This window comes from Candidatus Palauibacter sp. (assembly GCF_965237495.1).
Classification (GTDB): domain Bacteria; phylum Gemmatimonadota; class Gemmatimonadetes; order Palauibacterales; family Palauibacteraceae; genus Palauibacter.
Genome location: NZ_OZ250143.1, coordinates 2,817,138 through 2,840,548 on the forward strand (window position 1 = coordinate 2,817,138; position 23,411 = coordinate 2,840,548).

At 68.9% G+C, this 23,411-nt stretch carries 21 protein-coding genes; 8 read left to right on the forward strand and 13 right to left on the reverse strand.

The genetic code is table 11. The features are described from left to right. Positions 1-22: 22 nt before the first annotated feature. The gene (locus ACPXY0_RS12340) at positions 23-502 is read right to left on the reverse strand and encodes a cupredoxin domain-containing protein (protein WP_423924967.1); all 480 of its coding nucleotides are present in this window, start codon (positions 500-502) and stop codon (positions 23-25) included. A 223-nt stretch (positions 503-725) separates the two neighbouring features. Here ACPXY0_RS12340 and ACPXY0_RS12345 point away from each other — a divergent pair, with 223 nt between their 5' ends. Then, positions 726-1,547, forward strand: a complete 822-nt coding sequence (locus ACPXY0_RS12345; RefSeq protein ID WP_423924969.1) for a TauD/TfdA dioxygenase family protein — start codon at positions 726-728, stop codon at positions 1,545-1,547. Between the two features lie 42 nt (positions 1,548-1,589). Here ACPXY0_RS12345 and ACPXY0_RS12350 read toward each other — a convergent pair whose 3' ends face one another. Beyond that, entirely contained in the window at positions 1,590-2,837 is a 1,248-nt protein-coding gene (locus ACPXY0_RS12350; protein ID WP_423924971.1) for an ATP-binding protein, read from the reverse strand. A gap of 147 nt (positions 2,838-2,984) precedes the next feature. Here ACPXY0_RS12350 and ACPXY0_RS12355 point away from each other — a divergent pair, with 147 nt between their 5' ends. After that, on the forward strand, positions 2,985-4,301 hold the full coding sequence (locus ACPXY0_RS12355) for an amidohydrolase family protein (protein ID WP_423924973.1): 1,317 nt from the start codon (positions 2,985-2,987) through the stop codon (positions 4,299-4,301). Here ACPXY0_RS12355 and ACPXY0_RS12360 read toward each other — a convergent pair. The 7 genes from ACPXY0_RS12360 to ACPXY0_RS12390 are packed head-to-tail and all read right to left on the reverse strand — an operon-like array spanning position 4,298 to position 12,317. Next, positions 4,298-5,545, reverse strand: a complete 1,248-nt coding sequence (locus ACPXY0_RS12360) for a phenylacetate--CoA ligase family protein (protein WP_423924975.1) — start codon at positions 5,543-5,545, stop codon at positions 4,298-4,300. The genes ACPXY0_RS12355 and ACPXY0_RS12360 overlap by 4 nt on opposite strands. Continuing rightward, the gene (locus tag ACPXY0_RS12365) at positions 5,542-6,333 is read right to left on the reverse strand and encodes an ABC transporter ATP-binding protein (RefSeq protein ID WP_423930674.1); all 792 of its coding nucleotides are present in this window, start codon (positions 6,331-6,333) and stop codon (positions 5,542-5,544) included. The genes ACPXY0_RS12360 and ACPXY0_RS12365 overlap by 4 nt, the downstream gene beginning before the upstream one ends. Positions 6,334-6,382: 49 nt before the next feature. Beyond that, entirely contained in the window at positions 6,383-7,567 is a 1,185-nt protein-coding gene (locus ACPXY0_RS12370) for an ABC transporter substrate-binding protein (RefSeq protein ID WP_423924977.1), read from the reverse strand. 27 nt (positions 7,568-7,594) lie between these two features. Beyond that, a complete protein-coding gene (locus ACPXY0_RS12375; protein WP_423924979.1) occupies positions 7,595-8,665 on the reverse strand; it encodes a branched-chain amino acid ABC transporter permease in 1,071 nt (356 codons plus the stop codon). Positions 8,666-8,702: 37 nt separating this feature from the next. After that, complete coding sequence (locus ACPXY0_RS12380; RefSeq protein ID WP_423924981.1) at positions 8,703-9,575, reverse strand: branched-chain amino acid ABC transporter permease; 873 nt, start codon at positions 9,573-9,575, stop codon at positions 8,703-8,705. A gap of 2 nt (positions 9,576-9,577) precedes the next feature. Continuing rightward, positions 9,578-11,491, reverse strand: a complete 1,914-nt coding sequence (locus tag ACPXY0_RS12385; protein ID WP_423924983.1) for an AMP-binding protein — start codon at positions 11,489-11,491, stop codon at positions 9,578-9,580. Positions 11,492-11,498: 7 nt separating this feature from the next. Then, the gene (locus ACPXY0_RS12390) at positions 11,499-12,317 is read right to left on the reverse strand and encodes an ABC transporter ATP-binding protein (RefSeq protein ID WP_423924985.1); all 819 of its coding nucleotides are present in this window, start codon (positions 12,315-12,317) and stop codon (positions 11,499-11,501) included. Positions 12,318-12,446: 129 nt separating this feature from the next. Between ACPXY0_RS12390 and ACPXY0_RS12395 the strand changes: the two genes are divergently transcribed. Both ACPXY0_RS12395 and ACPXY0_RS12400 read left to right on the forward strand, forming a co-directional pair. After that, positions 12,447-13,328 carry a DUF4159 domain-containing protein gene (locus tag ACPXY0_RS12395; RefSeq protein ID WP_423924987.1) on the forward strand — a complete coding sequence of 294 codons (882 nt, stop codon included), beginning with the start codon at positions 12,447-12,449 and terminating at the stop codon, positions 13,326-13,328. A gap of 47 nt (positions 13,329-13,375) precedes the next feature. Next, a complete protein-coding gene (locus tag ACPXY0_RS12400) occupies positions 13,376-14,710 on the forward strand; it encodes a Zn-dependent hydrolase (protein ID WP_423924989.1) in 1,335 nt (444 codons plus the stop codon). Positions 14,711-14,723: 13 nt separating this feature from the next. On the opposite strand, the gene ACPXY0_RS12405 is transcribed toward ACPXY0_RS12400, so the two are convergent. Both ACPXY0_RS12405 and ACPXY0_RS12410 read right to left on the reverse strand, forming a co-directional pair. After that, on the reverse strand, positions 14,724-15,791 hold the full coding sequence (locus tag ACPXY0_RS12405; protein WP_423924991.1) for an acetamidase/formamidase family protein: 1,068 nt from the start codon (positions 15,789-15,791) through the stop codon (positions 14,724-14,726). Continuing rightward, the gene (locus ACPXY0_RS12410) at positions 15,788-16,258 is read right to left on the reverse strand and encodes a DUF4399 domain-containing protein (protein ID WP_423924993.1); all 471 of its coding nucleotides are present in this window, start codon (positions 16,256-16,258) and stop codon (positions 15,788-15,790) included. Before ACPXY0_RS12410 ends, ACPXY0_RS12405 begins: the two co-directional genes overlap by 4 nt. 129 nt (positions 16,259-16,387) lie before the next feature. Between ACPXY0_RS12410 and bla the strand changes: the two genes are divergently transcribed. From bla to ACPXY0_RS12425, 3 genes are all read left to right on the forward strand, one after another. Further along, on the forward strand, positions 16,388-17,551 hold the full coding sequence (bla, locus tag ACPXY0_RS12415) for a class A beta-lactamase (RefSeq protein ID WP_423924995.1): 1,164 nt from the start codon (positions 16,388-16,390) through the stop codon (positions 17,549-17,551). Between the two features lie 275 nt (positions 17,552-17,826). After that, positions 17,827-18,255 carry a cupredoxin domain-containing protein gene (locus tag ACPXY0_RS12420; protein WP_423924997.1) on the forward strand — a complete coding sequence of 143 codons (429 nt, stop codon included), beginning with the start codon at positions 17,827-17,829 and terminating at the stop codon, positions 18,253-18,255. A 45-nt stretch (positions 18,256-18,300) separates the two neighbouring features. Next, positions 18,301-20,727, forward strand: coding sequence for a DUF5916 domain-containing protein (locus ACPXY0_RS12425; protein WP_423924999.1), 2,427 nt, complete (start codon positions 18,301-18,303; stop codon positions 20,725-20,727). On the opposite strand, the gene ACPXY0_RS12430 is transcribed toward ACPXY0_RS12425, so the two are convergent. Beyond that, on the reverse strand, positions 20,724-21,350 hold the full coding sequence (locus tag ACPXY0_RS12430) for a TenA family protein (RefSeq protein ID WP_423925001.1): 627 nt from the start codon (positions 21,348-21,350) through the stop codon (positions 20,724-20,726). The two genes, ACPXY0_RS12425 and ACPXY0_RS12430, sit on opposite strands and share 4 nt — an antisense overlap. A gap of 17 nt (positions 21,351-21,367) precedes the next feature. Next, entirely contained in the window at positions 21,368-21,799 is a 432-nt protein-coding gene (gene apaG / locus ACPXY0_RS12435) for a Co2+/Mg2+ efflux protein ApaG (protein ID WP_423925003.1), read from the reverse strand. Between the two features lie 187 nt (positions 21,800-21,986). On the opposite strand from apaG, the gene ACPXY0_RS12440 reads away from it, so the two are divergent. After that, entirely contained in the window at positions 21,987-23,309 is a 1,323-nt protein-coding gene (locus ACPXY0_RS12440) for an IS1182 family transposase (RefSeq protein ID WP_423925005.1), read from the forward strand. Positions 23,310-23,411: the final 102 nt, after the last annotated feature.

Here is a 23,411-nt window from a genome sequence, read left to right on the forward strand (position 1 = left end):
CAAGGCCCGGACGAAGCTCCAGTCAGGGCATTGCCACGGTGATTCGCACATCCATCATGTACTCGTGATAGCGGCAGAAGAAGACGTAATCTCCCTCGACCTTGGGATTGAACTCCCAGATCTCTCCCGGCCGCAGGTCGCTGCTGTCGGGCGACTTCGAACCCTTGGGGACCTTGCTGAACTCCACGCGGTGGATGTTGCCCCCGTTCTGCGTCCACGTGATCGTCGCGTTCCGCTTCACCTGCACGTGGCCTTCCTGGTCGTGATTCCCATCGGGATCGACGAACGTGTCGTCCTGGATGTCGAAGTTGGCGTCCGAGCCGAACGGTGGCTCGACGCGCGACGGCGGGGGTGGGGGCGGGGTCGGAGGCCTGGGAGCCGGCGGCGGACCCGGCGGCGGCGGACCAATGGGCGTAGCGACGATATCGGCGCCGGAGCCCCCGCCTCCGCAGTTGAGAGCAACGACCGTCGCGAACAACAGGACTGGCCAACGACCCTTCATCCGAGTCCCTCCTGGGGTACAGCCACTTCTCACATGACGCCGAGCCGGACCCGGGGCGCGGTCCGACCTGAAAAAATGAGGTCGCCTGCGTGCCTGAGGCAACCTCTCGCCGCGTGCAGGGGGTTACACGTCCCCCGCGACGGAGGTTCCGATAGACGCGGGCGCACGGGTGCCCTCGACGGCAACGTTGCTGTCGCGGGACCGGTGCCCGAGATTCGCCGACATGCGAACGACGCCCACCATCCGTCCCGTCACGCCGGTGATCGGCGCCGAAGTCGGAGGCGTGGATCTGGGAGCTCTCGACGACGCCGGGTTCGAGGCGATCCGCGACGCGCTCATGGCGCACTGCGTCCTCTTCTTCCGGGACCAGGACATCTCGATCGAGAGCCAGAAGGCGCTGGGGGCGCGATTCGGGGAACTCGTCGTCCACCCCAACGATCCGGGGCTGGAGGGACACCCCGAAGTGATGCGGATCCATGCCGACGAGCACTCCGTGCGCGCGACCGGCGAGCGCTGGCATTCGGACGTGTCGTGCGATCCCACGCCGCCCATGGGCTCGATCCTGCGCATGCACACCGTGCCGGAGGCCGGGGGCGATACGCTGTTCGCGAACATGTACGCCGCGCATGAGGCGCTGTCGGACCGCATGAAGGCGCTGCTGGACGGCCTCACCGCGATCCACGACGGCGGACCGTACTACCGGGAAGTGAACCGGTTGATCGGGCGTGATGACGGAGGCCGGGAGTATCCGTCGTCGGAGCATCCCGTCGTCCGGACTCACCCCGTGACGGGGCGGAAGGCGCTGTTCGTGAACCAGATGTTCACGGTTCGCATCGCGGGCCTCCCGCCGGGCGAGAGCGAGGCGGTACTCGATTTCCTCTTCCGCCACGTGCAGCGCCCGGACTTCCACTGCCGCTTCCGCTGGCGCGAGAACTCGATCGCCTTCTGGGACAACCGCTGCACGCAGCACCACGCGATCTGGGACTACTTCCCCCACGTGCGCTCGGGCTACCGCGTCACCATTCGGGGGGAGCCTCCGGTCTAGATCCCGGGCATGGAGGATGGCTCGATGCCTCTGTGGCTCGGGCTACCTTGCCCAGAGTTCGCTGAGGGGAATGGCTAGCATCCGCTCCTCGGCGAGCGGAAGGATATCGTTGCCGTTGTAGAGCACGATGCCGGCCTCGAAGTCATCCCCACAGAGAGCGGCGAGGCGTCTCAGTCCCGGCCCGGCCGACCGTCCCGGAGTGCTCGTCGCCTTCACCTCGACGCCCCAGGTCCGCGACCCGAGCGTGACCACCAGATCCACCTCGCGTCCATCTCTGTCCCGGTAGTGCCAGAAACGGACATCGGGATGCGTCCAGCCGGCCTGTGCCACGAACTGCTCCACGACGAAGGACTCAAGGAGGTGCCCCATACGCTGCCGTCTCGTGAGCCAGTCAGACGCGGACAACTGGGCCAGCGTGGCGGCGAGACCGCTGTCGATGAGCTGAATCTTCGGTGCCTTAACGAGTCGTTTTCCGGGGTTCCGGTGCCAGGCACGCAATCGGCGAACGAGAAAGACACGCTCAAGCACCGAGACATACTCGGCCACCGTGTCGCGGTTCAGGCCCAGGTCGCGCGCCAGGCCGCTTGCGTTGAACAGTTCGCCGTTTCGGACTGCGAGCAGCTCCAGGAGATGACCGACCTGATCGGCAACCCGGACCTTCGACACTTCGAGGACATCCCGATCCACGATGCTCCGCACATACTGACGGTGCCACTGGCGAGCGCGCGTCGGAGTGCGCGTGAGAGGCTCGGGGTAGCCGCCTGCGACCAGCCGCGCAGCGAGTTCTGGTGCGGTCGGCGCCGTCCGGGTGCGAAGCGAAGGCAACAGCTGGCCCTTGAGGAGGTCGCCCAGAAAACGACCCGGTCGTCGCTCCTTCTCGGACTCCGACAGCGGCATGAGACGCACCACCTCCATCCGGCCGGCCAGTGACTCGGTGACGGAGGGGAGGAGCAGCAGGTCGGCAGAGCCGGTCAGGAGGAATCGTCCCGGACGACGATCCGTGTCCACGGACAGTTTGATTGCCGGCAGGAGCCCCGGTGCCCGCTGTATCTCGTCGATCGTCACTTCCCGGGGGAGACTGGCGACGAGACCTGCGGGGTCCGCGGAAGCCGCGTCGAGATACGGAGGATGGTCCAGGCTCACGAAGGACCGCTCGGGTATGAGTACGCGAGCGAGTGTGGTCTTGCCGCTCTGACGAGGTCCGGCGAGACACACGACCGGCGTGTCGGACAGAGCCTCGCGCAAGACGGAGGCCATCGAACGGGGGTACAACGCCAAGTCCTGGGTCATGGCCGGAAGATAGCGGCCATTTGCCGGTCAGGCTACCGGCCATTTGCCGGTTAGAGTATCGGCTATTTGCCGGTCAGGCCTCCGGCCATTACGATGATGGTCCCGCCCGGCGAGGCGCAGCGAGCAACCGCCAGAGGAGTTTGGACCATGTTGAAGTCGACCCCGTTGCCGGCAATCGTGCTTCTCGTGACAGGCACCCTTGGGGCCTGTGGCACCGGTGACGGGGAGACCTCGGCGTTGGACGCGGGGACGTCGGCCCGCGCGATCGTCGGCGCGACCGTCATCGATGGCTCGGGTGCTGAACCCGTCTCCGACGCGACGGTGGTGGTCCGGGACGGGCGGATCGAGTCCGTCGGGGCTTCGGCGGAGGTCGAGATTCCGGCCGACGCCGAAGTTCTCGACGCGGCCGGGAAGTACGTCGTCCCCGGCCTCATCAACGCGCACGGCCATGTGGGCGCCACCCTCGGTCTCGAAAGCGGACACTACTCGCGGGCGAACGTCCTCCGTCACCTCCAACTGTACGCGAGCTACGGCGTGACGACCGTCGTGAGCCTCGGAGGGGATGAACCAGCCGGGGTCGAGGTGCGGGACGAGCAGGACACGCCGGGCCTGGACCGGGCCCGACTCTTCGTGGCGGGTGCGGTCGTGACGGGGGACACGCCGGGGGCCGCGCTCGAGATGGTGAACGGAAACGCGGCGATGGGCGTCGACTTCATCAAGATCCGGGTCGACGACAACCTCGGCGCGACCCGCAAGATGCCGCCGGACGTGTACGGGGCCGTGATCGAGCGGGCGCACGAACTGGAACTCCCGGTGGCGGCGCACCTGTTCTACCTGGAGGACGCCCACGGGCTGCTCGACGCCGGCGTCGACTTCATCGTGCACAGCGTCCGCGATCAGGATGTGGACGAGACGCTCGCCGAACGGCTGGTCGAGGCCGACGTCTGCTACTCGCCGACGCTCACGCGCGAGGTCTCGACCTTCGTGTACGAGAGCGAGCCGGAGTTCTTCGCGGACGAGTTCTTCCTTGCGTCAGCGGAGCCGGGGGTGCTGGAGGCGCTGCGCGCCCCGGAGAGCATGGCGCGCTATCGCGAGAGCGAGTCGGCCCAGCGCTACAAGGAGGCCCTCGTGCAGGCACAGCGGAACCTCGGCGCGCTCTCCGGCGCGGGCGTCACGATCGCCATGGGCACGGACACGGGGCCGGCGGCGCGCTTCCAGGGCTACTTCGAGCACATGGAACTCGCCCTCATGGCGGAGTCGGGCATGTCGCCGATGGAGATCCTCGTTGCCTCCACGGGCGACGCGGCGCGCTGCGCGGGTCTGGAAGGGGTGGGGACGATCGAGCCGGGCAACTGGGCCGACCTCATCCTGCTCTCGGCGGATCCGCTGGAGGGGGTCGAGAACCTGCGCGCGATCGAGTCCGTGTGGATCGCGGGAAACGAGGTCCCCTCGGTCTCCGGTTAGCGCAGGTCCACCAGCGGGCGGGCGTCTTCGGCGATCGTCCCCGGTTCCACGGCCTCCACCGCGGCGCGGAGCCGGGTCGCCTCTTGCAGGCGGGCGTCGAGGCCTTCGAGGTCGAGCTCCCGACCGGGCTCGGCTTCGACCAGGACCGTCAGAATATCCCGATAGCCCGTTGCGGTGACCGCGGCCTGATACCGCGCCACGCCGGGCTGGCCGGCGAGCGCTTCGGCGAGTTGGCGCGGGTGGACGAACATGCCGCGCACCTTCACGCCCTCGCCCACCCGGCCGAGGAAGCCCGCGAGGCGCGCCGACGTCCGTCCGCAGTCGCACGCATCCGGCATGAACGCGGACAGGTCTCCGGTGCCGAAGCGGACGAGCGGATAGACCGGGTTGGGGCTCGTGACGACGACCTGGCCCGGGGTGCCCGGGACACACGGCTCGCGGGTGGCGGGGTCCAACACCTCCACGACCACGCCGGGCACCACGTGCCACCCGTCCTTGGCGGCACACTCGTAGCCGATCGCGCCCGCATCGGCGATCCCGTACGCCTGGAATACGGAGACGCCGCGCCGCCCTTCCAGCTCCTTGCGCAGCGCCGGCGGCAGCGGCGCCCCGCTGACCAGCGCGCGGCGGAAGCTCAGCGGCACGCCCTCCGCCGCCGCCCGCTCGAGCAGAGTGAGGAGGAACTGCGGCGTCCCCACGTAGCCGGTCGCCCCGATCTGCGACGCAAAGGCGGCCTGGCCCGAGGCGTTTCCCACCCCGCCGGAGACGACTACGCAGCCCACCTCGCGCAGTCCGGCGTCCATCATGTGCCCGCCCGGCGTCAGGTGGTACGAGAAGGTGTTGAGCACGATGTCGCCGGCGCGGAACCCTGCGGCCGCGAACGCGGCGGCCATGCGCCAGAAGTCCGCCCTCCGGCCCTCGGGGTCATTGATCGGGCCGGGCGACCGATGAAGGCGGCGCAGCGCGCTCACATCCACACCCAGCATGCCGCCGAAGGGCGGGTCGCCCGCCTGGAGGTCCGGCAGATCGTCCTTCGCGAGAACCGCGACCCGACGCAGCCCCGCGACGCCCCGTCGCTCCGGCCGCAAGATACCGGCCTCCCGCAGCCGTCCGCTCGCTTCACGGCTGCGTTCGAGCGCGAGGCGGACGGCCCGGTCGGCGAGCGCGTCCTGCGCGGCACCCCAATCCGCCGGCGCTTCCGTGGCGGGGTCCCAAAGGCGCGGCTTCGGAGCCTCGGGATTCATGACAGCCACCGCTTGCGTCGTCGGTAGTGCTTCACGTCCCGATACGAGCGGCGCCCGATCTCGCTCAGCCCGAGGTAGAACTCGCGCACGTCCTCGTTTTCTCTCAGGACTTCGGCGGAGCCTTCGAGCACCACGCGTCCCCCCTCCATGACGTAGCCGTAGTCGGCGATCGAGAGGGCGATGCGCGCGTTCTGTTCGACGAGCAGAATCGTCGTCCCCTCTTCCTCGTTGATCCGCCGGATGATCTCGAAGATCTCCCGCACGAGGAGCGGAGCGAGCCCGAGCGAGGGTTCGTCGAGCAGCATCAGCCGCGGACGGGCCATCAGCGCGCGCCCCAGGGCCAGCATCTGCTGCTCGCCCCCGGACAGGTAGCCCGCCTGCTGCCGGCGGCGCTCCCCGAGACGTGGGAAGTACCCGTACACACGGTCGAGATCCGCCGGTACCCGGGTACGGTCCGACCGCGTGTGCGCCCCCGCGAGGAGGTTCTCGTGTACCGTGAGGTGCTCGAACACATGCCGGCCCTCCAGGACCTGGAAGATACCCTGCCGGACGATGCGGTCGGGGGGCAGACCGTGAATCTCGTGTCCGTCGAAGCGGATCGAGCCGTCGTTCACTTCGCCATCCTCGACCTCGAGCAGGCCCGAGATCGCCTTCAGCGTCGTCGTCTTGCCGGCTCCGTTGGAGCCGAGCAGCGCGACGATGCGTCCCTCGCCCACTTCGAGCGAAAGCCCCCGCAGCACGAGGATGACGTCGTCGTAGAGCACCTCGACGCTGTTGAGTTCCAGCAGTGTACTCAAAGGTATCTCCGGCTCGGGGGTCGGGAGCGTCGCGAGCGGGCTAGTTCGGGGCGGTGAGGAACTCGGTCAGCGGCGACCACACGCCGTCCTCGACGCGGAAGAGCCGGAGTCCCTTCGAACCGCGGTGATCCGTGGCGGTGAAGGTGAGCGGGGGACCCGCGCCGCCCGTGTCGAACCCGTCCAGCGTCTCCAGGGCCCGCTTGATGTTCTCCCCGTTCAACTCCTGTCCCGCTTCAACGACGCGGCGCAGGCCCTCCACGAACACGCCCAGCGTCCACCACCCCTGCGTGTACGCGTTCGTCTTCTCCCGGTAATCCTCGCCCCGCGACTCCAGGTAGGCGCGAATGTCCTCGACCCCCGGGACGTCGTCGGTCAGAGGGGCGTACGGGATCGCCCCGATCACGCCTTCCGCGTCGACCCCGGCCAGCCTCATCAGCAGGGCGTTGGCGCACCAGTTGAGGCATACGAAGGTCGCGTCGACTCCCAGGCTGCGGCCGTTCCGAAGGGCGACCGCCGCCGGTGCCGAGGTGTTCTGGAACACGATGTAGTCCGCGCCCGACTGGCTGATCCGCGAGAACTCCGCCGTATAGTCGGTCGCGGCCCGCGGCATCTCGTAGGGAGTGACGTCGACCCCGATTTCGCGCGCGTAGTCCTCGCCGCCCTGCGCCCACGGAGAATGGCCGAACGCGCTCGCGCTGTGCATGAAGGCGACGCGGGCGTTCCCCTCTCCGCCCTTTGCCCGGTGGTCTGCGGCGATCCAGCGGAGCACGATCTTGAACTGATCGCTGTAGCTCGTCGCCACGAGAAAGTTGTAGGGCGACGCCTCCGCGTCTCCCAGCACATGGGAGAGGGAGGCCGACGCGAACGGGATACGATCCTCCGCGATCTTCAGCTGCAGGGCCTCGGTGTCGCCGGTACCCCAGCCCATGAAGATGAGGGCGCCCTCCTGCACGAACTGGGTGTACAGCTGCTCTGCGCGGGGAACCCGGTAGCCGTAGTCCTGATAGATCAGGCGCACCGGCCGGCCGCCGATGCCCCCCTGCTCGTTCAGCCACTCCACATGCCCCTGCACCGCCGCGGCGTAGTCGAGGCCCACGTCGGCCGTCGGACCCGTGAGATCGAAGATGGCCGCGATCAGGATCTCGTCTTCCGCTCTCTCCCCCGAACCTCCGCACGCAGAGAGCACGAGGGCGGCCGCCAGGATCGGGGATCGGGTGGAACGCATGTCCGGGCACTCCCTCTACTTCGTGTTTCAGCGGCCTTCTCCGCGACGATACGCGAACGGCCACACGGAGAAGTAGTCTTTCACGTTCCGCCACAGTTTGGACAGACCTTCGGGCTCGAAGATGAGGAAGAGGATGATGACGAGCCCGAAGGCGGCCTGCTGGACGTTGGGCAGCTGGGCGGCGATCGCCGGCGTCGATTCCTGCAGCCCCCGGCCGAGGGTCGTGATCATCGCGGGCAGGGTCGTGATGAGCGCCGCCCCGAACAGCGACCCGCGAATCGTCCCCAGGCCTCCGACGATGATCATGGCCAGATACAGGATGCTCGTCTCGAGCGTGAACCGCTCCCAGGAGAGGATGTTGCGGTAGTACGCGGTCAGGGCCCCGGCCAGCCCGACGAAGAACGACGAGGTGGCGAACGCGAGGAGTTTCGTGCGGAACACGTTGACCCCGATGACGCTCGCCGCGATGTCCTGGTCGCGCACCGCGACGAAGGAGCGACCGATGCGCGAGCGGAAGAGGTTCGCCGTGAAGAGGGCGGTCCCGCCCGCCAGCGCGATGCCGAGCCAGTAGAAGGCGAAGTCGGTGTTCAGCCGCTGGCCGAAGAGCCGCGGCGCGGGCGCCACGAGCGCCTCGACGCCGCCGGTGAGCCCCGGCCAGTGCGTGACCACCCACTCCACGATCTCCTGCGCCGCCAGCGTCGAGATCGCCAGGTAGAGCCCCTTCAGCCGCAGCGAGGGGAGTCCGAAGAAGACGCCCACGGCCGCGGTCGCGAAGCAGGCGCAGACGATGCTCGCGCCCCACGGCAGACCCAGCCTGAGCGTGAGCAGCGCGGACGTGTACGCCCCCACGGCCATGAACGCGCCCTGTCCGAGCGAGATCTGCCCCGTATAGCCGACGAGGATGTTCAGCCCCAGCGCGCCGATCGTCGCAATCGCGATCTGGTTGGCGAGGTTCAGCCAGTACGGCGAGGCGAGGAACGGGAACACGAGCAGCGCGACCAGGAACAGGCCGAGCCGGACGCGTTCCGCCGGCCTGCGCCGGAGGCCCATGTCGCTCCGGTAGTCCGTGTGAAAGACGCCGCACTCGGTGTTCAACATCGCGGTCGCCGGGGGCGGGGTTCCGTCACGGGGCCGCTCATACCCGTTCGATGATTTCCTTGCCGAACAGTCCGTACGGACGGACCATCAGCACCATGATCAATGCGACGTACGGGACGATGAGGCTGAGGCCGTGGCCGATGTAGCCCCCGGCGTAGATCTCCAGGAGCCCGATGATCGCCCCGCCCACGACCGCGCCCCGGATCGAGTCGAGGCCGCCCAGGATGACGACGGGGAAGACGCGCAGGCCGATCTGGGCCACGTTCGAACTCACCCCGACGATGCTGCCGAGCATCATCCCCCCGATCGCGGCGGTCACCGCCGCGAGGGCCCAGGCCGTCGCGAACACCCGCGGGATACTGATCCCCATGCTGAGCGCGGCCTGCTGGTCATCGGCGATCGCGCGCATCGCGATCCCGCCCCGAGTACGGCGGAAGAAGAGCGCCAGTCCCCCCAGCATGGCGAGCGCGAGCGGGATCGCCACGAGCCGGTCCGCGCTCACGATGGCGGGGCCGAGCATGACCTCGCCCTGTGGGAGGAACGACGGGAAGGTGCGGGGCTGCGGACCCCAGATCGCCCCTACGACGGCGCGCAGGACGCTCGAGAGCCCGATCGTCACCATGATCATCGAGATCACCGGTTCGCCGATGAGCGGCCGGAGGACGAGACGCTCGATGACGAGGCCGATCCCCGCCGCGATCAGCACGGTCAAGAGGACACCCAGCGTCCACGGCAGCCCGAGTTGGACGAGCGCGAAGAAGATCAGGTACGTCCCGAACAGGAGGAGGTCCCCCTGCGAGAAGTTGATCACGTCGCTCGCCTTGTAGATGACGACGAAGCCGACGGCCGCGAGGGCGTAGATCATCCCCGTCCCCAGGCCCGTGACCGTGAGCTGCAGGAACTGGTCCACGGCTACGCGGCCCCGTCCAGACGCTCGATCCTCAGATCATGTTTCACGTTCGCCGTGCGTCCGTCCTGATAGGTGATCTCCATGTCCACCGTCACCGCCTCGGCGTCCCCGTACAGCGCCTCGATCAGACTCCTGAAGCGGTCGGCGATGAACCGGCGGCGGACCTTCCTCGTGCGCGTAAGCTCGGCGTCGTCGGCGTGCAGTTCCCTGTGGAGGAGGAGGAAACGCCGAATCCGTGCCGCCTGCGGCACATCCTCGTTGACCGACTCCACGTGGGCCCGGATCAGCTCGTACACCTCCGGCTTCTGCGACAGATTCGTGAAGGTCGTGTAGGCGAGCTGGCGGCGCTCCGCCCACTGGCCCGCGTTCTCGAAGTCGATCGCGATGATCCCCACCACGTACGGGTGCTCCCCGCCGAAGACCACGGCCTCGCTCACGTAGGGGCTGAACTTGAGCAGGTTCTCGATGAACTGGGGCGAGAAGCTGGTCCCGTCCGCGAGCAACATCACGTCCTTCAGACGATCGATGACGACGAGATGGCCCTCGTCATCGAAGTACCCGCCGTCACCGGAGTGCAGCCAGCCCCCCTTCAGCGTCTCGCTCGTCGCGTCGGCGTTCCGGAAGTAGCCCTGGAACACGGCCGGGCCGCGGGTGAGGATCTCTCCGTCCTCGGCGACGCGGACCTCCATCCCGCGTAGCGGCCGGCCGACGGTCTGGTATCGGATATCTCCGTCGCGGTGGAGCACCGAGATGCCCGCGACTTCGGTCTGTCCGTAGATCTGTTTGAGGTTGACCCCGAGGGCGTGGAAGAAGCGGAACACGTCCGGTCCGAGCGCGGCCCCTCCCGTATACGCGTCGCGCAGGCGCCTGAGTCCGAGCTGGTCCTTGATCGCACGCAGCGCGATCCACTCCGCGATTCGGCGGCGGGTGCGCTGCGCCGCCGTCGGCGGGTGTCCCCCGAACCGGGCGTCCGCGAGTTCGTTACCCACCCTCATCGCCCAGCCGTAGGCGCGGCGCTTGAGCGGCGTCGTGTCCTCGACCATGACCTGGACTTCGGAGACGAGATTCTCCCAGATCCGCGGCGGCGAGAACATCACGCGCGGTCCGATCTCGCGCAGGTCCTGCCGCACGGTACCCGGCTCCTCCGGGAAGTTCACGGGGAAACCGACGATGAGCTGGCGCGAGAGCGTCATCATCTGTTCGCCGATCCAGGCCAACGGGAGGAATGACACGAACTCGTCAGCGGCGGACATCGGGTCGACGTCCTGCAGCTGCTCGGCCATGCTGAGGAGGTTCTCGTGCGAGAGCATGGCGAGCTTGGGCTTGCTCGTCGTCCCCGAGGTCGTGCACAGGAGCGCGGTGTCTTCGGGCCGGATGGCCGCGAGGACGCTCTCGTACTCGTGCGGCATCGCGCGCCCGATGTCGGTTCCGCGCCGTTCCATGTCGTGGAACGAGAGCAGCCCCGCCGCCTCGTAGCCGCCCAGGCCGCGCGGATCGTAGTACACGATGTGCTCGAGGTCGGGGAGCGCACCCCGGATCTCGAGCACCTTGTCGACCTGTTCCTGGTCCTCGGCGACCACGAGGCGCGCCCTGGAAGCGGCGAGCAGATACTCGATTTCGGTGGCGACGGCATCCTGATACAGACCGAGCGGCAGCGCCCCCAGCGACTGGGCTGCGAGTTCGGCGATGACCCATTCCGGCCGGTTGTCTCCGACGATCGCGATGCGGTCGCCCTTCGCGACGCCACGATCGCGCAGTCCCAGCGTGAATCGGCGTACGCGACGCGCGTACTCGGACCATGTGATGCTCTGCCAGATCCCGTATTCCTTCTCGCGCAGAGCGACGCGTTCCCCGTGCCTTGCCGCCTGAAGGTGCAGGCGGCCGGGCAGGCTGCCTTCGAGGAATCCGACCTTCACCGGAGACTCACCGGATCGTGCCGGCCGCGGCGTCATGCTGGCCGAGGTAGGCCTCTACCACCCGGGGATCCTCGCGCACCTCGGCCGGAGAACCCTGAGCGATCACCCGCCCGAAGTCGAGGGCGACGACGCGCTCCGAGATGTCCATGATCACGTCCATGTCGTGGTCGATCACGACCTGCGTCACGCCCCACTCCTCGTGCACATCGAGGATGAAGCGGGCCATCGATTCCTTCTCCTCCGAATTCATCCCCGCCATCGGTTCGTCGAGGAGGAGGATCTCCGGGTCGAGCGCCAGCGCGCGGCCCAGTTCCACCAGCTTCTGTCGTCCGTAGGGCAGGTTGCCGACGGTTGCGTGCCGGATCGGCTCCAGGTTCAGGAAGTCGATCACTTCCTCGACCCGGATGCGGTTCTCGATCTCTTCCCGGCGCTGGCGCCCCCAGAACAGTCCACCCGAGAGCGCGCCGCCGCGCATGTGGACGTGACGGCCCAGCATCATGTTCTCGAGCGCGGTCATGTGCTTGAACAGTTCGATGCCCTGGAACGTGCGCGCGACCCCGAGCCGGGCGATCCGGTGCGGCGGGAGGCGATGGAGCGGGTGCGTCCTGCCGGAGGCCTCCACGAGGGTGATGGTGCCCTCCCCGGGCCGGTACAGCCCGGAGATGCAGTTGAGGATGCTCGTCTTTCCCGCGCCGTTGGGGCCGATGAGCGCAAGCAGTTCACCGCCGCGGATGTCGAGACACACGTCGGTCAGCGCCGTCACGCCCCCGAACCGGAGGGTGACGCCGTCCACACGCACGCTGGCTCGGCCGTCGGGGTCGCTCATTCCGGAGCACTTCTTGCTGGGTCGGGAAAGGGGGGAAGGAGTGTACGCCCGCACCCGCAGCCGGGAAAGTCGGCCCCCCCCCGGGGCGGCGGTGTTGACGAACGGCCGCCGGGCGATCCTTATCAGCGTATGACTCGTCCTCGTCTGGCAGCCGCCTCCGCCGTCGTCTCCGTGCTGGCCGCGATCGCGGTGGCGGGAGCGACCGGGTCGCTGGCCCCCGACCGGGCCGCGGTCGCGCCGAATCCCGCGGCGGAAACCGCGACCTCTCCGGCCCGGAGCGAGGTCGGGCTGCGCGACGCGCTGCGCGAGCGCGAGCCGGCGCTGGCCCAGACGTGGGCCGAATGGGGCCGCGACTTCTACTTCACGCGCGCCGTTTACTCGGGCTCTCGGGGCTGGGGACGGGGAGGTGGAAGCTGGGCGACCGACTATCCGAAAGCCGACCGCCAGTTCCTCTTCATCCTCCATCGCCTGCTCACGATGCTGGATCTGAGCGAGTGGGAGAACCCGGTGTCGCTGGCCGACCCCGAACTGCGGCGTTTCCCCTTCCTGTACATGCTCGAGGTCGGCTACATGCGGCTCACCGAGCCGGAGATCCAGGGGCTCAGGAACTACCTGGAGGCGGGCGGCTTTCTCGTCGTGGACGATTTCTGGGGACCCGACGCGTGGGCCAACTTCGAGTACCACATGTCCCTCGTCCTGCCCGACCGCCGGATCCAGCCCATCCCGGACGGCCACCCGATCTTCCACCAGTTCTACGACATCGAGCAGATCCTGACCGTCCCGAGCATCGGAAACGCCATGAGGGGCCGTTACGAGGAATGCCGGGGACCCTGCGAGCCCACGGTCTCCGGGATCTTCGATGACCGGGGCGAACTGATGGTCGTGATCAACCACAACACGGACCTCGGCGACGCGTGGGAGTGGTCGGAGAACCCGTACTACCCGATCGACCGCTCGACGTACGCGTACGAACTCGCGATCAACTACATCATCTACGGCCTGAGCCACTGAGCCCCATGCCCGGCGGTCCGCGGCGACCCGGCGGCCCCGTGGACCCGATGTCCCGGCGGCGGTTCGGGACGCTCGCCCTCGGCGCCCTGGGCGCGGCGGCCACCCCCTGGCCCGTCAGTGGCGCAACGCGTGGCACCCCGGGCCGCGTCGCGCCCCAGCCTCTGCTCGTGGACGGCGACCGGCTCAACCGCCGCATGGGCGAACTCGCCCGCTTCAACGCCGCCGCGGACGGCACGACGCGGCTCGCGTACAGCGACGAGGACCGGGCGGCCCGCGACTGGCTCTCGGACATCGCGACCAGTCTCGGCCTCGACGTGCACGTCGACCGGGCAGCCAACCTCATCGGCCGCCGGCCCGGGACCGATCCGTCGCTCCCGCCGATCCTCGTCGGATCCCACATCGACTCCGTCCCGGCCGGCGGGAGCTACGACGGGCAAGTCGGCTCGATGGGCGCGCTCGAAGCGCTCGCGACGCTGTCCGACGCGGGCCATGAGACGCGGCATCCGCTGGAACTCGTCATCTGGGCCAACGAGGAGGGCGGCAAGACCGGCAGCCGCGCCATCGCGGGCGAGGTCCGCCCGGAGGAACTGGAGATCGTCACGGCGAGCGGGTTCTCGATCGGCGAGGGCACGCGGCGGCTCGGGGGCGATCTCTCCGACCTGGACGCGGCGCGGCGGGAGGTCGGCAGTCTGGCGGCCTACCTCGAACTGCACATCGAGCAGGGGTTCGTGCTCGACCGGGGCGGGCTCGACATCGGGGTCGTCCAGGGGATCGTCGGGATCCGCCGCTGGACGGTGACGGTCGACGGGTTCGCGAACCACGCCGGTACCACGCCCATGGACCTCCGGCAGGACGCCATGGTGACGGCGGCGCGCATCGTCAACGCGGTGCACGTGATCGCGCTCGAACTGCCCGGGCGGCACGTGGCCACCGTCGGCCGACTGACCGCGGAACCGGGCGCGCCGAACGTCATCCCGGGGCGGGTCACCTTCAGCCTCGAGATTCGCGACCTGTCCATGGACGGGATCGACACCGTTTTTCTGGCGATCCGCGGGCGGGCGGAGGAGATCGCCGCGGCCGACGGTACGACGGTTTCCATGGAGCGGTTCTACGAGAGCCGGGCCGCGCCCACCGACCCGCGCCTGCGGGATCGGATCGAAGGCGAGGCGCGGGATCTCGGCCTCACGACGCTCCGCATGCCGAGCGGGGCGGGCCACGACGCGCAGAGCGTCGCGCTTCTCGGACCGGTGGGGATGATCTTCGTGCCGAGCCGCGACGGCATCAGCCACTCGCCACTCGAGTTCACGGCCCCCGATCAGATCACGGCCGGGGCCAACGTGCTGCTCCGCACCCTGCTCGCGATCGACGAACGCGGGTTCTAGCGACCGGCGGCCGCTAGTTGCCGATCACATCCTTCGAGATGCGCATGGCGACGAGCATGTTCGGCACGTCGACGACCTCTGAGATCTTCAGGTCCCCCGCCATCGAGGCAAGCGCGTAGGCGTCCGCGCGCGACAGATCCCGCGAGTTCACGAGATAATCGATCATCGCTTCCACGGCGTTCCGCGCCGCCTCGTCGATCGTGGGCGCGAACCCGGTCACGGCGTAGAACTCGTCCGTCTCGTAGTGGGGCGACGGGATGGGCCCGGCGCCCTTGATGACCTCGAGTTCATACACGACGCGGAGCGGCCCCTCGATCGCGGTCCCGCCCACTTCGCCGTCCCCCTGCGCGATGTGCGGGTCGCCGAGCGAGAACAGGGCGCCCTCGACCAGCACCGGAAAGTACACCGTCGTCCCCTCGACCAGGTCCCGGTCGTCCATGTTGCCGCCGTTCTGGCGGGGCGGGATCGTCACCAGCATCGAGTCGGTGTCCGGCGCGACGCCCATGACGCCGGGGAACGGGCGAAGCGGGATGCGGATGCCCGGCGCGAAGCCCACGCTCGTATCCCCCGGTTCGAACTCGAAGATCCGGAGGTAGGGATCCGGGAAGCGGTCGGCGAGGAACCCGAACCCGGGGACGTTCGCCACCCAGCCCCAGTCGCCGAGTTCGATCTCGTGCAACGTGACCGCCAGGAGGTCGCCCGGCTCGGCGCCCTCGACGTACACCGGTCCGGTCAGGGGATGGATCGGGTCGAAGCTCAGCGTGGCGAGATCCTCGACCGTGGATTCCGGGGTCAGTTGCTGGTCCGACGCTTCCTCGAGCCAGGCCTCGACCACGGCGCCGGACTGCACCGTGAGGATCGGCGGGATCGCGCGGCTCCAGCGGTTGTGCGTCTGGTCGGCGGTCAGCGTGTGCTGCGGCGCCGGGGTCTCCGAACCGCCCTCGCCCGCGGCCTCCGCCGTCGCGGAGTCAGCCCCGCCGCCCGGTGCGTCGCCGGGGGCGCAGCCGGTCGTGAAGGCGAGCGTCGTGAAGGCGAGCGCGAGGGCGGGGATCCCGCCGACCGCCCCGGCCGCCGCCCTCACTGCTGGTTCGCGACGGTGAAGTGGAGCGTGTCGACGACCGGCGGATCGATCGGGATGTGCGCCGGGTTGGCCACGACCGCGATGACTCGGTGTTCTCCGGGCGCGAGTCCCTCGAGCATGATCTCGCTGCTCCCGTCCCCCTTGTGGATGATCTGGGGGTCGTTCTGCGGGACCATCTCGCTGAGGGGCGTGAGATCCACATCCACGTACAGGTGATGGTGGCCGGTGCCGGGTACCGGGGGCGTGATCGAGATGATCTCGATCCCCTCCGTCTCGAGGAGGACCATTACGTCCGGGCCCACCGTCGCGCCCTCCTCCGGCTGAACGATCCGTACCGTGGGCATCGACTCCGGGGCGATCTCGGGTGCGGCGTCCGCCTCGGCCTGCTCTCCACCCCCGCACGCGACGGCGAGGAAGGCGAGGGCGAGAGGGGCGGCGGCAATGCGACTCGGGAGCGGGAAACGCATGGGACCTCCATCGGCGAGCGATCCTTCGGTGCGACACGGCCTCCCCGGCAGACTACGCGAACCCGTTGGTCGGCGCGAGATGTGCCGCCCGGATACAACGTTTCCACCGGACGGATGTTGTGAAAAAGCGTGAATGTCGCGCCGACCCCACCCCCGAGAGCCCTTTTCTCCGGCGGCCTTTGGCCGGCGCGTTGCATCCGCGCGCGGACGTTCGCGCTGGGCACCCTGCTGCTGCTCTCTCCGGACGAGGGCGGAGCACAGGACTCGCGGACGCCGACGTTTCCGGAAATGCCGCCCCCTGGCGCGGCGTGCGTGGTTCCGGACTCGATCGGCGAAGGGCTCCGGCGCATCTCCCGGCGCGTGGGTGGCGAGGTGGGCGTCTCCGCGCTTCACGTGGAATCGGGAGCGCGAGTGTCGTTCAACGGCGACCGCCGCTTCCCCATGGCCAGCGTCTCGAAGGTCCCGATGGCGCTCGAGTTCCTGCGTCGCGTCGACCTGGGCGAGATCGATCCCGCCGAGACGATCGAGGTGACGACGCGGGAGTTCCGGGCGGGGTACAGTCCGCTGGCCGAATGGTCCGGAGCGCGTTCCGTCCGCCTCACGGTGGACAGTCTCTTCACCCTCATGCTGGCCGTCTCGGACAACACGGCCACGGACGTGATCCTGAACATGTCCGGCGGGCCGGAGGCGGCGACGCGGCGGATCCGCGACCTCGGCGTCAAGGGCGTCGCGGTGGACCGGTCGGAAGCCCGTACCTTCGCCGATCTCGTGGGGCTCGCCGACACGATCCCGGAGAGCGAACTCTATCGCTACCAGTACTTCCGGCTGCGCGATCGCCTGCCCGAGGCGCACCGGCAGGCCGCCCGGGAGCGGTATGGTACGGATCCCCGCGACACGGCCACGCCGGACGGGATGACGGACCTCCTTCTGACGATCCAGGACGGGGCGGGGCTCAGCGTCCAGGCCCGGGCCTGGATCCTCGACGTGCTGGGGCGAGCGGAGTCGGGGCGGAGGAGGATACGGGGGCTGCTGCCGCGCTCGACCTTCGTCGCGCACAAGACGGGGACGATGGGCGGGGCGATCAACGATGTGGGGATCGTCGCGCTGCCCGAGGGGGCGGGGCACCTCATCGTTTCGGTGTTCGTGAACACGCTCCGAAGCACGACGTGGCGGCAGGAGCGCACCATCGCCGAGATGACCCGCCTCCTCTACGACTACTTTTCCGAGGAGTACCGGGGCCGCGGCGCCGCGGTTGCCGTCGCGAGGCGCTTCGGCTCCGCGTGCGTCGTCTGACGGCGCCGGGTCAGGGGGTCAGGCGTCGGTTCCGCCGCCGTTCGCGCAGATCCGGTGCGCATTGGCCCACCTGCTCCACTTCTTGCCGTACATCTTCTTGCCGTTCATCGTCTCTCTTCCGAAATCTCTCTCTCGGAATGTCCATCCGCCGGTAGCGCGCCGGCGGGGATCGCGTGGAACCTTCTCTTCGAACCGGGCATAGTACGGACGACCCGCGTCCGGGTTTCGAACGGCCCCGGCGGGGGCTCAATCAAGCAACGGGAGGAGTGTGAAGCATGAGACGTCGTGAGTTCCTGACCGCCGTGCCCGCCTTGCTGGCCCTGGCATCCTGCGGCGACAGCGGCGGACCGACCGCAGCGCCGCCTCCTCCGCCGCCGCCGCCGCCTCCATCGCCCACCGATGTGCCGGGCGCCAACGTGACGGTCCTGATCGAGGACAACGCCTTCGTCGACCCGGACGGGCGCCGCAACGCCGACGCCGAAGTCACGATCCGCAGCGGCGAGACCGTCGGCTGGCGGCACGTGGGCGCCAATCCGCACACCGTGACCTCGACCAGCGTGCCGGCCGGCGCCCGCGCCTTCGACAGCCCGACGATGAGCAACGACGACACGTTCACGGTGACGCCGACGACGGCGGGCACCTACACGTACCACTGCGCCACCCACCCCAGCCTCATGTTGGACGCCCGCGTTATCGTGACCTAGCCACCCGGATTCGGCAGCCCGGATTCAACTCTCCCTGAGCGCCGGTTGTCTGTCTTTCTGGCGTCGCCCGCGTCGGGCGCCCGTCCACCGCCGGCCCGGAGAGAGGACTCGGCCATCACGCTGATATCTGTGGGACGTCTGCGTCCCCACCGGCTCGTTCGCGTCTCCGGTGCTCTCGCGCTCCTTCTGCTCTCCGGGTCTCCGGAGAGTGCCCGGGCCCAGGAGGGTAACGGCCCGCCCATCCAGGCGATGCTCCTGGCGGAAGACGAGCACATCGACCTCGATGGCCGCGTGGAGGAATCCGCCTGGGACCGGGCCACGGCGATCCGCGACTTCACCCAGCAGGAGCCCGTCGAGGGCGGTCCGCCGTCGCAGGACACCGAGGTCCGGATCGCCTACGACCGGAACAACCTCTACATCGCGGCGATCCTGTTCGACGATCCCGACCGGATTCTCGCGCGGCAGCGGGCGCGCGACGCCTTCCTGTTCACCGACGATCGTTTCGCCTGGGTGCTCGACACGTTCCGCGACGGCCGTACCGGCTACTACTTCGAGACGAACGCGGCGGGCGTACTCAGCGACGGCCTGGTCTCGGGTGCGGGCAGGGGTGGCGGAGGCGGGGGCGGAGGCGGCGGTTTCGGCGGGTTCAACCGCTCCTGGGACGGGATCTGGGACGTCAGGACCGCCCGCCGGGACGACGGCTGGTCGGCGGAGATCCGGATCCCCTTCCGGACGCTCAACTTCAACGCGGAAGACAGCAGCTGGGGCATCAACTTCCAGCGCTCCATCCGGCGCAACAACGAGGAGGTCCTGTGGCGCGGCTACCGCCGGAACGAAGGCCTGAACCGTCTCGTGTTCGCCGGAGAGCTGGCGGGACTCGAGGGCCTGTCCCAGGGGATCGGCCTCGAAGCGGTCGCCTCCGGGATCGGCAGCTGGCGCCATACGCCCGGCGACGCCGACCCCACCACGTTCCCGCGCGACCTCAGCCTGGACCTCAACTACAGCGTGACCCCCAGCCTGCGCGCTTCCTTCAGCGTGAACACGGACTTCGCGGAGGTCGAGAGCGACCAGCGGCGGGTCAACCTGACGCGGTTCCCGCTCCGTTTCCCCGAGCGCCGGGACTTCTTCCTGGAAGGGTCCAGCGTGTTCACGTTCGCGTCGCGGAGCGGTCCGCAGCCCTTCTTCTCGCGACGCATCGGAATCGAGGGCGGCCAGCAGGTTCCCATCGACTACGGACTGCGCCTCACGGGACAGTTCGCCGGCGTCGACCTCGGCTTCTACCAGATGGGTACGGGCACTCACTCCTACCTCGCCGAGACTGAACTCGAGGATCCGGGCGCGCCGCGGCCGGAGGACTTCCTTCGGTTCGAGCGCGAGTCCTTCACGGTGGCCCGGGCACGGGTCCCGCTCCTCGAACAGTCCTCGATCGGAGCAATCTACACCCAGCGCACGACCGCCGCCGATTCGCTGGGCTTCGCGCCCGTGGACCGGCACACGCTCGGGGCGGACATGGACTACCGGACCCGGAATTTCCTCGGGCGGAACAACTTCGAGGCCGAGGCCTTCGTCCTCTGGAACTCCAACCCCGACCCGACGACGACCCGGTCGTTTCAGGAGCTCTCCGCCTGGGGCGGCCGGATCAATTTCCCGAACGACATCTGGTCGGGACATGTCTCCTACCGCGAATTCGGCGACGACTACAGTCCCGCCGTGGGGTTCGTGCAGCGGAACGACTTCCGGCGCCTGGAGCCCCGGATCGGCTGGTCTCCCCGACCTTCCATCGACTGGATCAGGCAACTGCAGTTCTCCGTCCAGCTGCGGAACCTGTGGGAACTGGAGACCGGGATTCTCGAAGAGCAGGAAATCCAGCTCAACGCGCTGGAAATCGACTTCGAGAGCGGAGACAACCTCAGCCTCGAGGCGGTGCGGACGTACGAGTTTCTCGACAGGAGCTTCGAGGTCAGCGACGGCATCGACATCGCCCCCGGTGACTACACGAACTGGGAGTACCGTTTCCGCGGGCGCACCACGAGCCGCCGCCCCGTGTCGGTGCGCGGCGGCGTGAACTACGGCGGGTTCTGGAGCGGCGAGCGGGCGCGGGTCGACGTGAACGCGAACTTCCGGCCGAACCCCGGCATCAACTTCGAGACAGGCTTCGAGCGCAACGCCGTCGCCCTGCCGGAGGGGACCTTCGTCACCAACCTCTACCGCCTCGAGGGAAACTGGGACCCGACGCCGTGGATCGGCTTCACGAACCAGTTCCAGTACGACGACGTGAGCCGCGTGCTCGGGCTGTTCATGCGGTTCCGGTGGATCCTCAAGCCCGGCAACGACCTCTTCCTCGTCTATACGCACAACTGGCGGAATCTCGAGTCGGGACTGCTCGATCAGCCGTCCGACCCGGAGTGGCTCCAGCTGCAGACGCTCTCACGCGGGGGCGCGGTGAAGCTGAACTACACGTACCGCTTCTAGGCGAAGGCCTCGAAGAAGGCGAGTTCGTGGCGCATGGCCTCGGCGTACGCGGCCTCGGCGTACGCGGGGACGTCGGCGGCCAGTTCGTCGAGGAGCCCCTCGAGTTCCGCCGCCAGGGCCTCGAACTCGTCGGAGGCGTAGGTCTCGATCCACTCCCGGTAGGGGTTTCCCCCGTGGTCGCCCGCGGACAGCCGCTGCCCCAGCCAGGCGTACAGCCGCATGCACGGGGTCATCGCGGCGAGGATCTCGCCGACCCCCGCGTGCCGCGCCGTCCTCGCCAGGAAGTCCGTGTAGCCCTGCGCGGCGGCGTTCGGGGTCACGTCCTCGAGGTCGATCTCCAGCCGTTCGGCGTACGCGCGGTGAAGTTCGAGTTCGTCGAGCACGCCCTGCATGAGGACGTGCAGGCGGCGGGCGACCTCGATGCGTTCGGCGGCGCGGGCGGCGGCCAGGGCGTACGCGCTGAAGAAGGCGCGCAGGAAGAAGGCGTCCTGGGCCACGTAGCGCCGGAACGCCTCCCGGTCGAGCGTTCCATCGGCGAGGCCGCGCACGAACCGGGAGCGGAGGCAGGCCTCGGCGAGGCCGGAGTTCCGGGCCCACAGCGCCCGGTGCAACGATTCCGCCATGCGCCTCCGAGCCCCTGCTAGCTGAACAGGGTGCCCACGGCCTCCGGGGGCGCGTGGAAGTGGAAACGCGGGATCGGGGCGCGAAACTCGGACCCGTCGCGCCGCCGGAAGTGGTAGAACCCCTCCATGTGACCCGTCGGACCCCGGAGCACGCAGAAGCTGTGGTACCGGTGCGAGTCACCCGGCCCGAGCACCGGGGACTCGCCCACGACGCCCTCTCCCTCGACTTCGTGGTCGCCGGCGACGATGTCGTGGATCAGCCAGTGACGCCAGAAGAGTTGCGCCGCGTCGGCACCCACGTTCTCGATCGTGACGTGGTACACGAAGACGTACTGCCAGGCGCGGGGATCGGAGTGCTCGCTCGCGTATACCGGCTTCACCGTGATCGCCATCGCGTCCGGTTCGATCGGCGGACCGCCCGTGTCGGGCGTGGTGTGATTGGAGGACATGCCGTCTTTCCGGTGAAGTCGGGTACCCGCAATGGCGGAGGAACCGTAAACCTAGGAGCCTGCGCCGTAGAAGCCGATGGTGCGGCGCGTGCCGGATGGTTATGGTGATGCCGGGCTGTGACCGGTTCACGTTCGGCGCGGGGAGGTGGCGATGGGGACGAGGTCCCTACCGTACGATCCGGAGAGGATGAGGACGAGGTTCCGGCCGTACGATCCGGACCAGCAGCTGCTGCTGCCGCAGGATCTTCGGGAGTGGGTACCGGCGGGGCACTTGGCGCATCATGTGAGCGATCTGGTGGACGCGGCGGACCTGTCGCCGTTCTACGCGCGGTACGAAGGGGATGGGCGGCGTCGGAGCCCGTACGATCCTCGGATGATGGTGAAGGTGCTGGTGTACGGGTACGCGACGGGGGTGTTCTCGTCCCGGAAGCTGGCGCGGCGTCTGGAGGAGGACGTGGCGCTCAGGATGCTGGCGGCGGGGAACTTTCCGGCGCACCGGACGTTGTGCGAGTTCCGGAAGAAGAACCTGAAGGCGTTCGGGGCGTTGTTCGCGGAGGTGGTGCGCCTGGCACGGGAACTGGGGCTGGCGGGGCTGGGCCGGGTGGCGGTGGACGGGACGAAGGTTCGCGCGAACGCGAGCAAGCGGAAGGCGATGAGCTATGGGCGGATGGGGCCGGAAGAGGCCCGCCTGGAGGCGGAGATCGCGGAGCTTCTGGCGGCGGCCGAGGCGATCGACGCGGAGGAGGACGAGCGCCACGGGGAGGACGTTCGGGGCGACGAGTTGCCCGAGGAGTTGAAGCGCCGGGAGGACCGTCTGGCGGCGATCCGGGCGGCGAAGGCTCGCCTGGAGGCGGAGGCCCGGGAGCGGGACGACGCGCGGGGCCGGAAGCCGGAGTGGGACCGCAACCCGAAGGGGGGGCCGCCGTACAAGCATGCGTACGGGGAGCCGGAGGCGAAGGATCAGACGAACTTCACGGATCCGGAGAGCCGGATCATGCGGACGAGCACGGAAGGCTACCAGCAGTGCTACAACGCGCAGGCGGTGGTGGACGGGGAGAGCCAACTGGTGGTGGGGACGGCGGTGACGGCGGGCGCGAGCGACCAGGGGCAGTTGGTGGAACGGGTGGACGAGGTGTCCGGGCGGTGCGGGGAGACGCCCGGCCAGGTGCTGGCCGACGCGGGCTACTGTAACGAGGAGGATCTGGCGGCTCTGGAGGCGCGGGGGATCGACGGCTACGTAGCGCTGGGCCGGGAGGGCAAGGGGGCCGGCAAGCCCGACCCGGAGAAGCAGCCGGCGAGGGCGCGCATGGCGAAGAAGCTGGCGGCTCCGGAGGGCCGGGCGGTGTACGCCAAGCGCAAGTGGATCGCGGAGGCGCCCATGGGCTGGGTCAAGGAGGCGATGGGGTTCCGGAGGTTCAGCCTCCGGGGTTTGGAGAAGGTGCGCGGCGAGTGGGACCTCGTGTGCCTGGCGCTCAACATGAGGCGCCTCCACGTCCTTCAGGCAGCGTGAGGGGCCGAAAATCCGTGTCAAGCGTCCCCCGGGGCACAAAAAGAGGTCCGCGGCCCCGCCCGAACGCCGCCCGCCGGGCCGTCTCCCCGCCTACAACGTGTT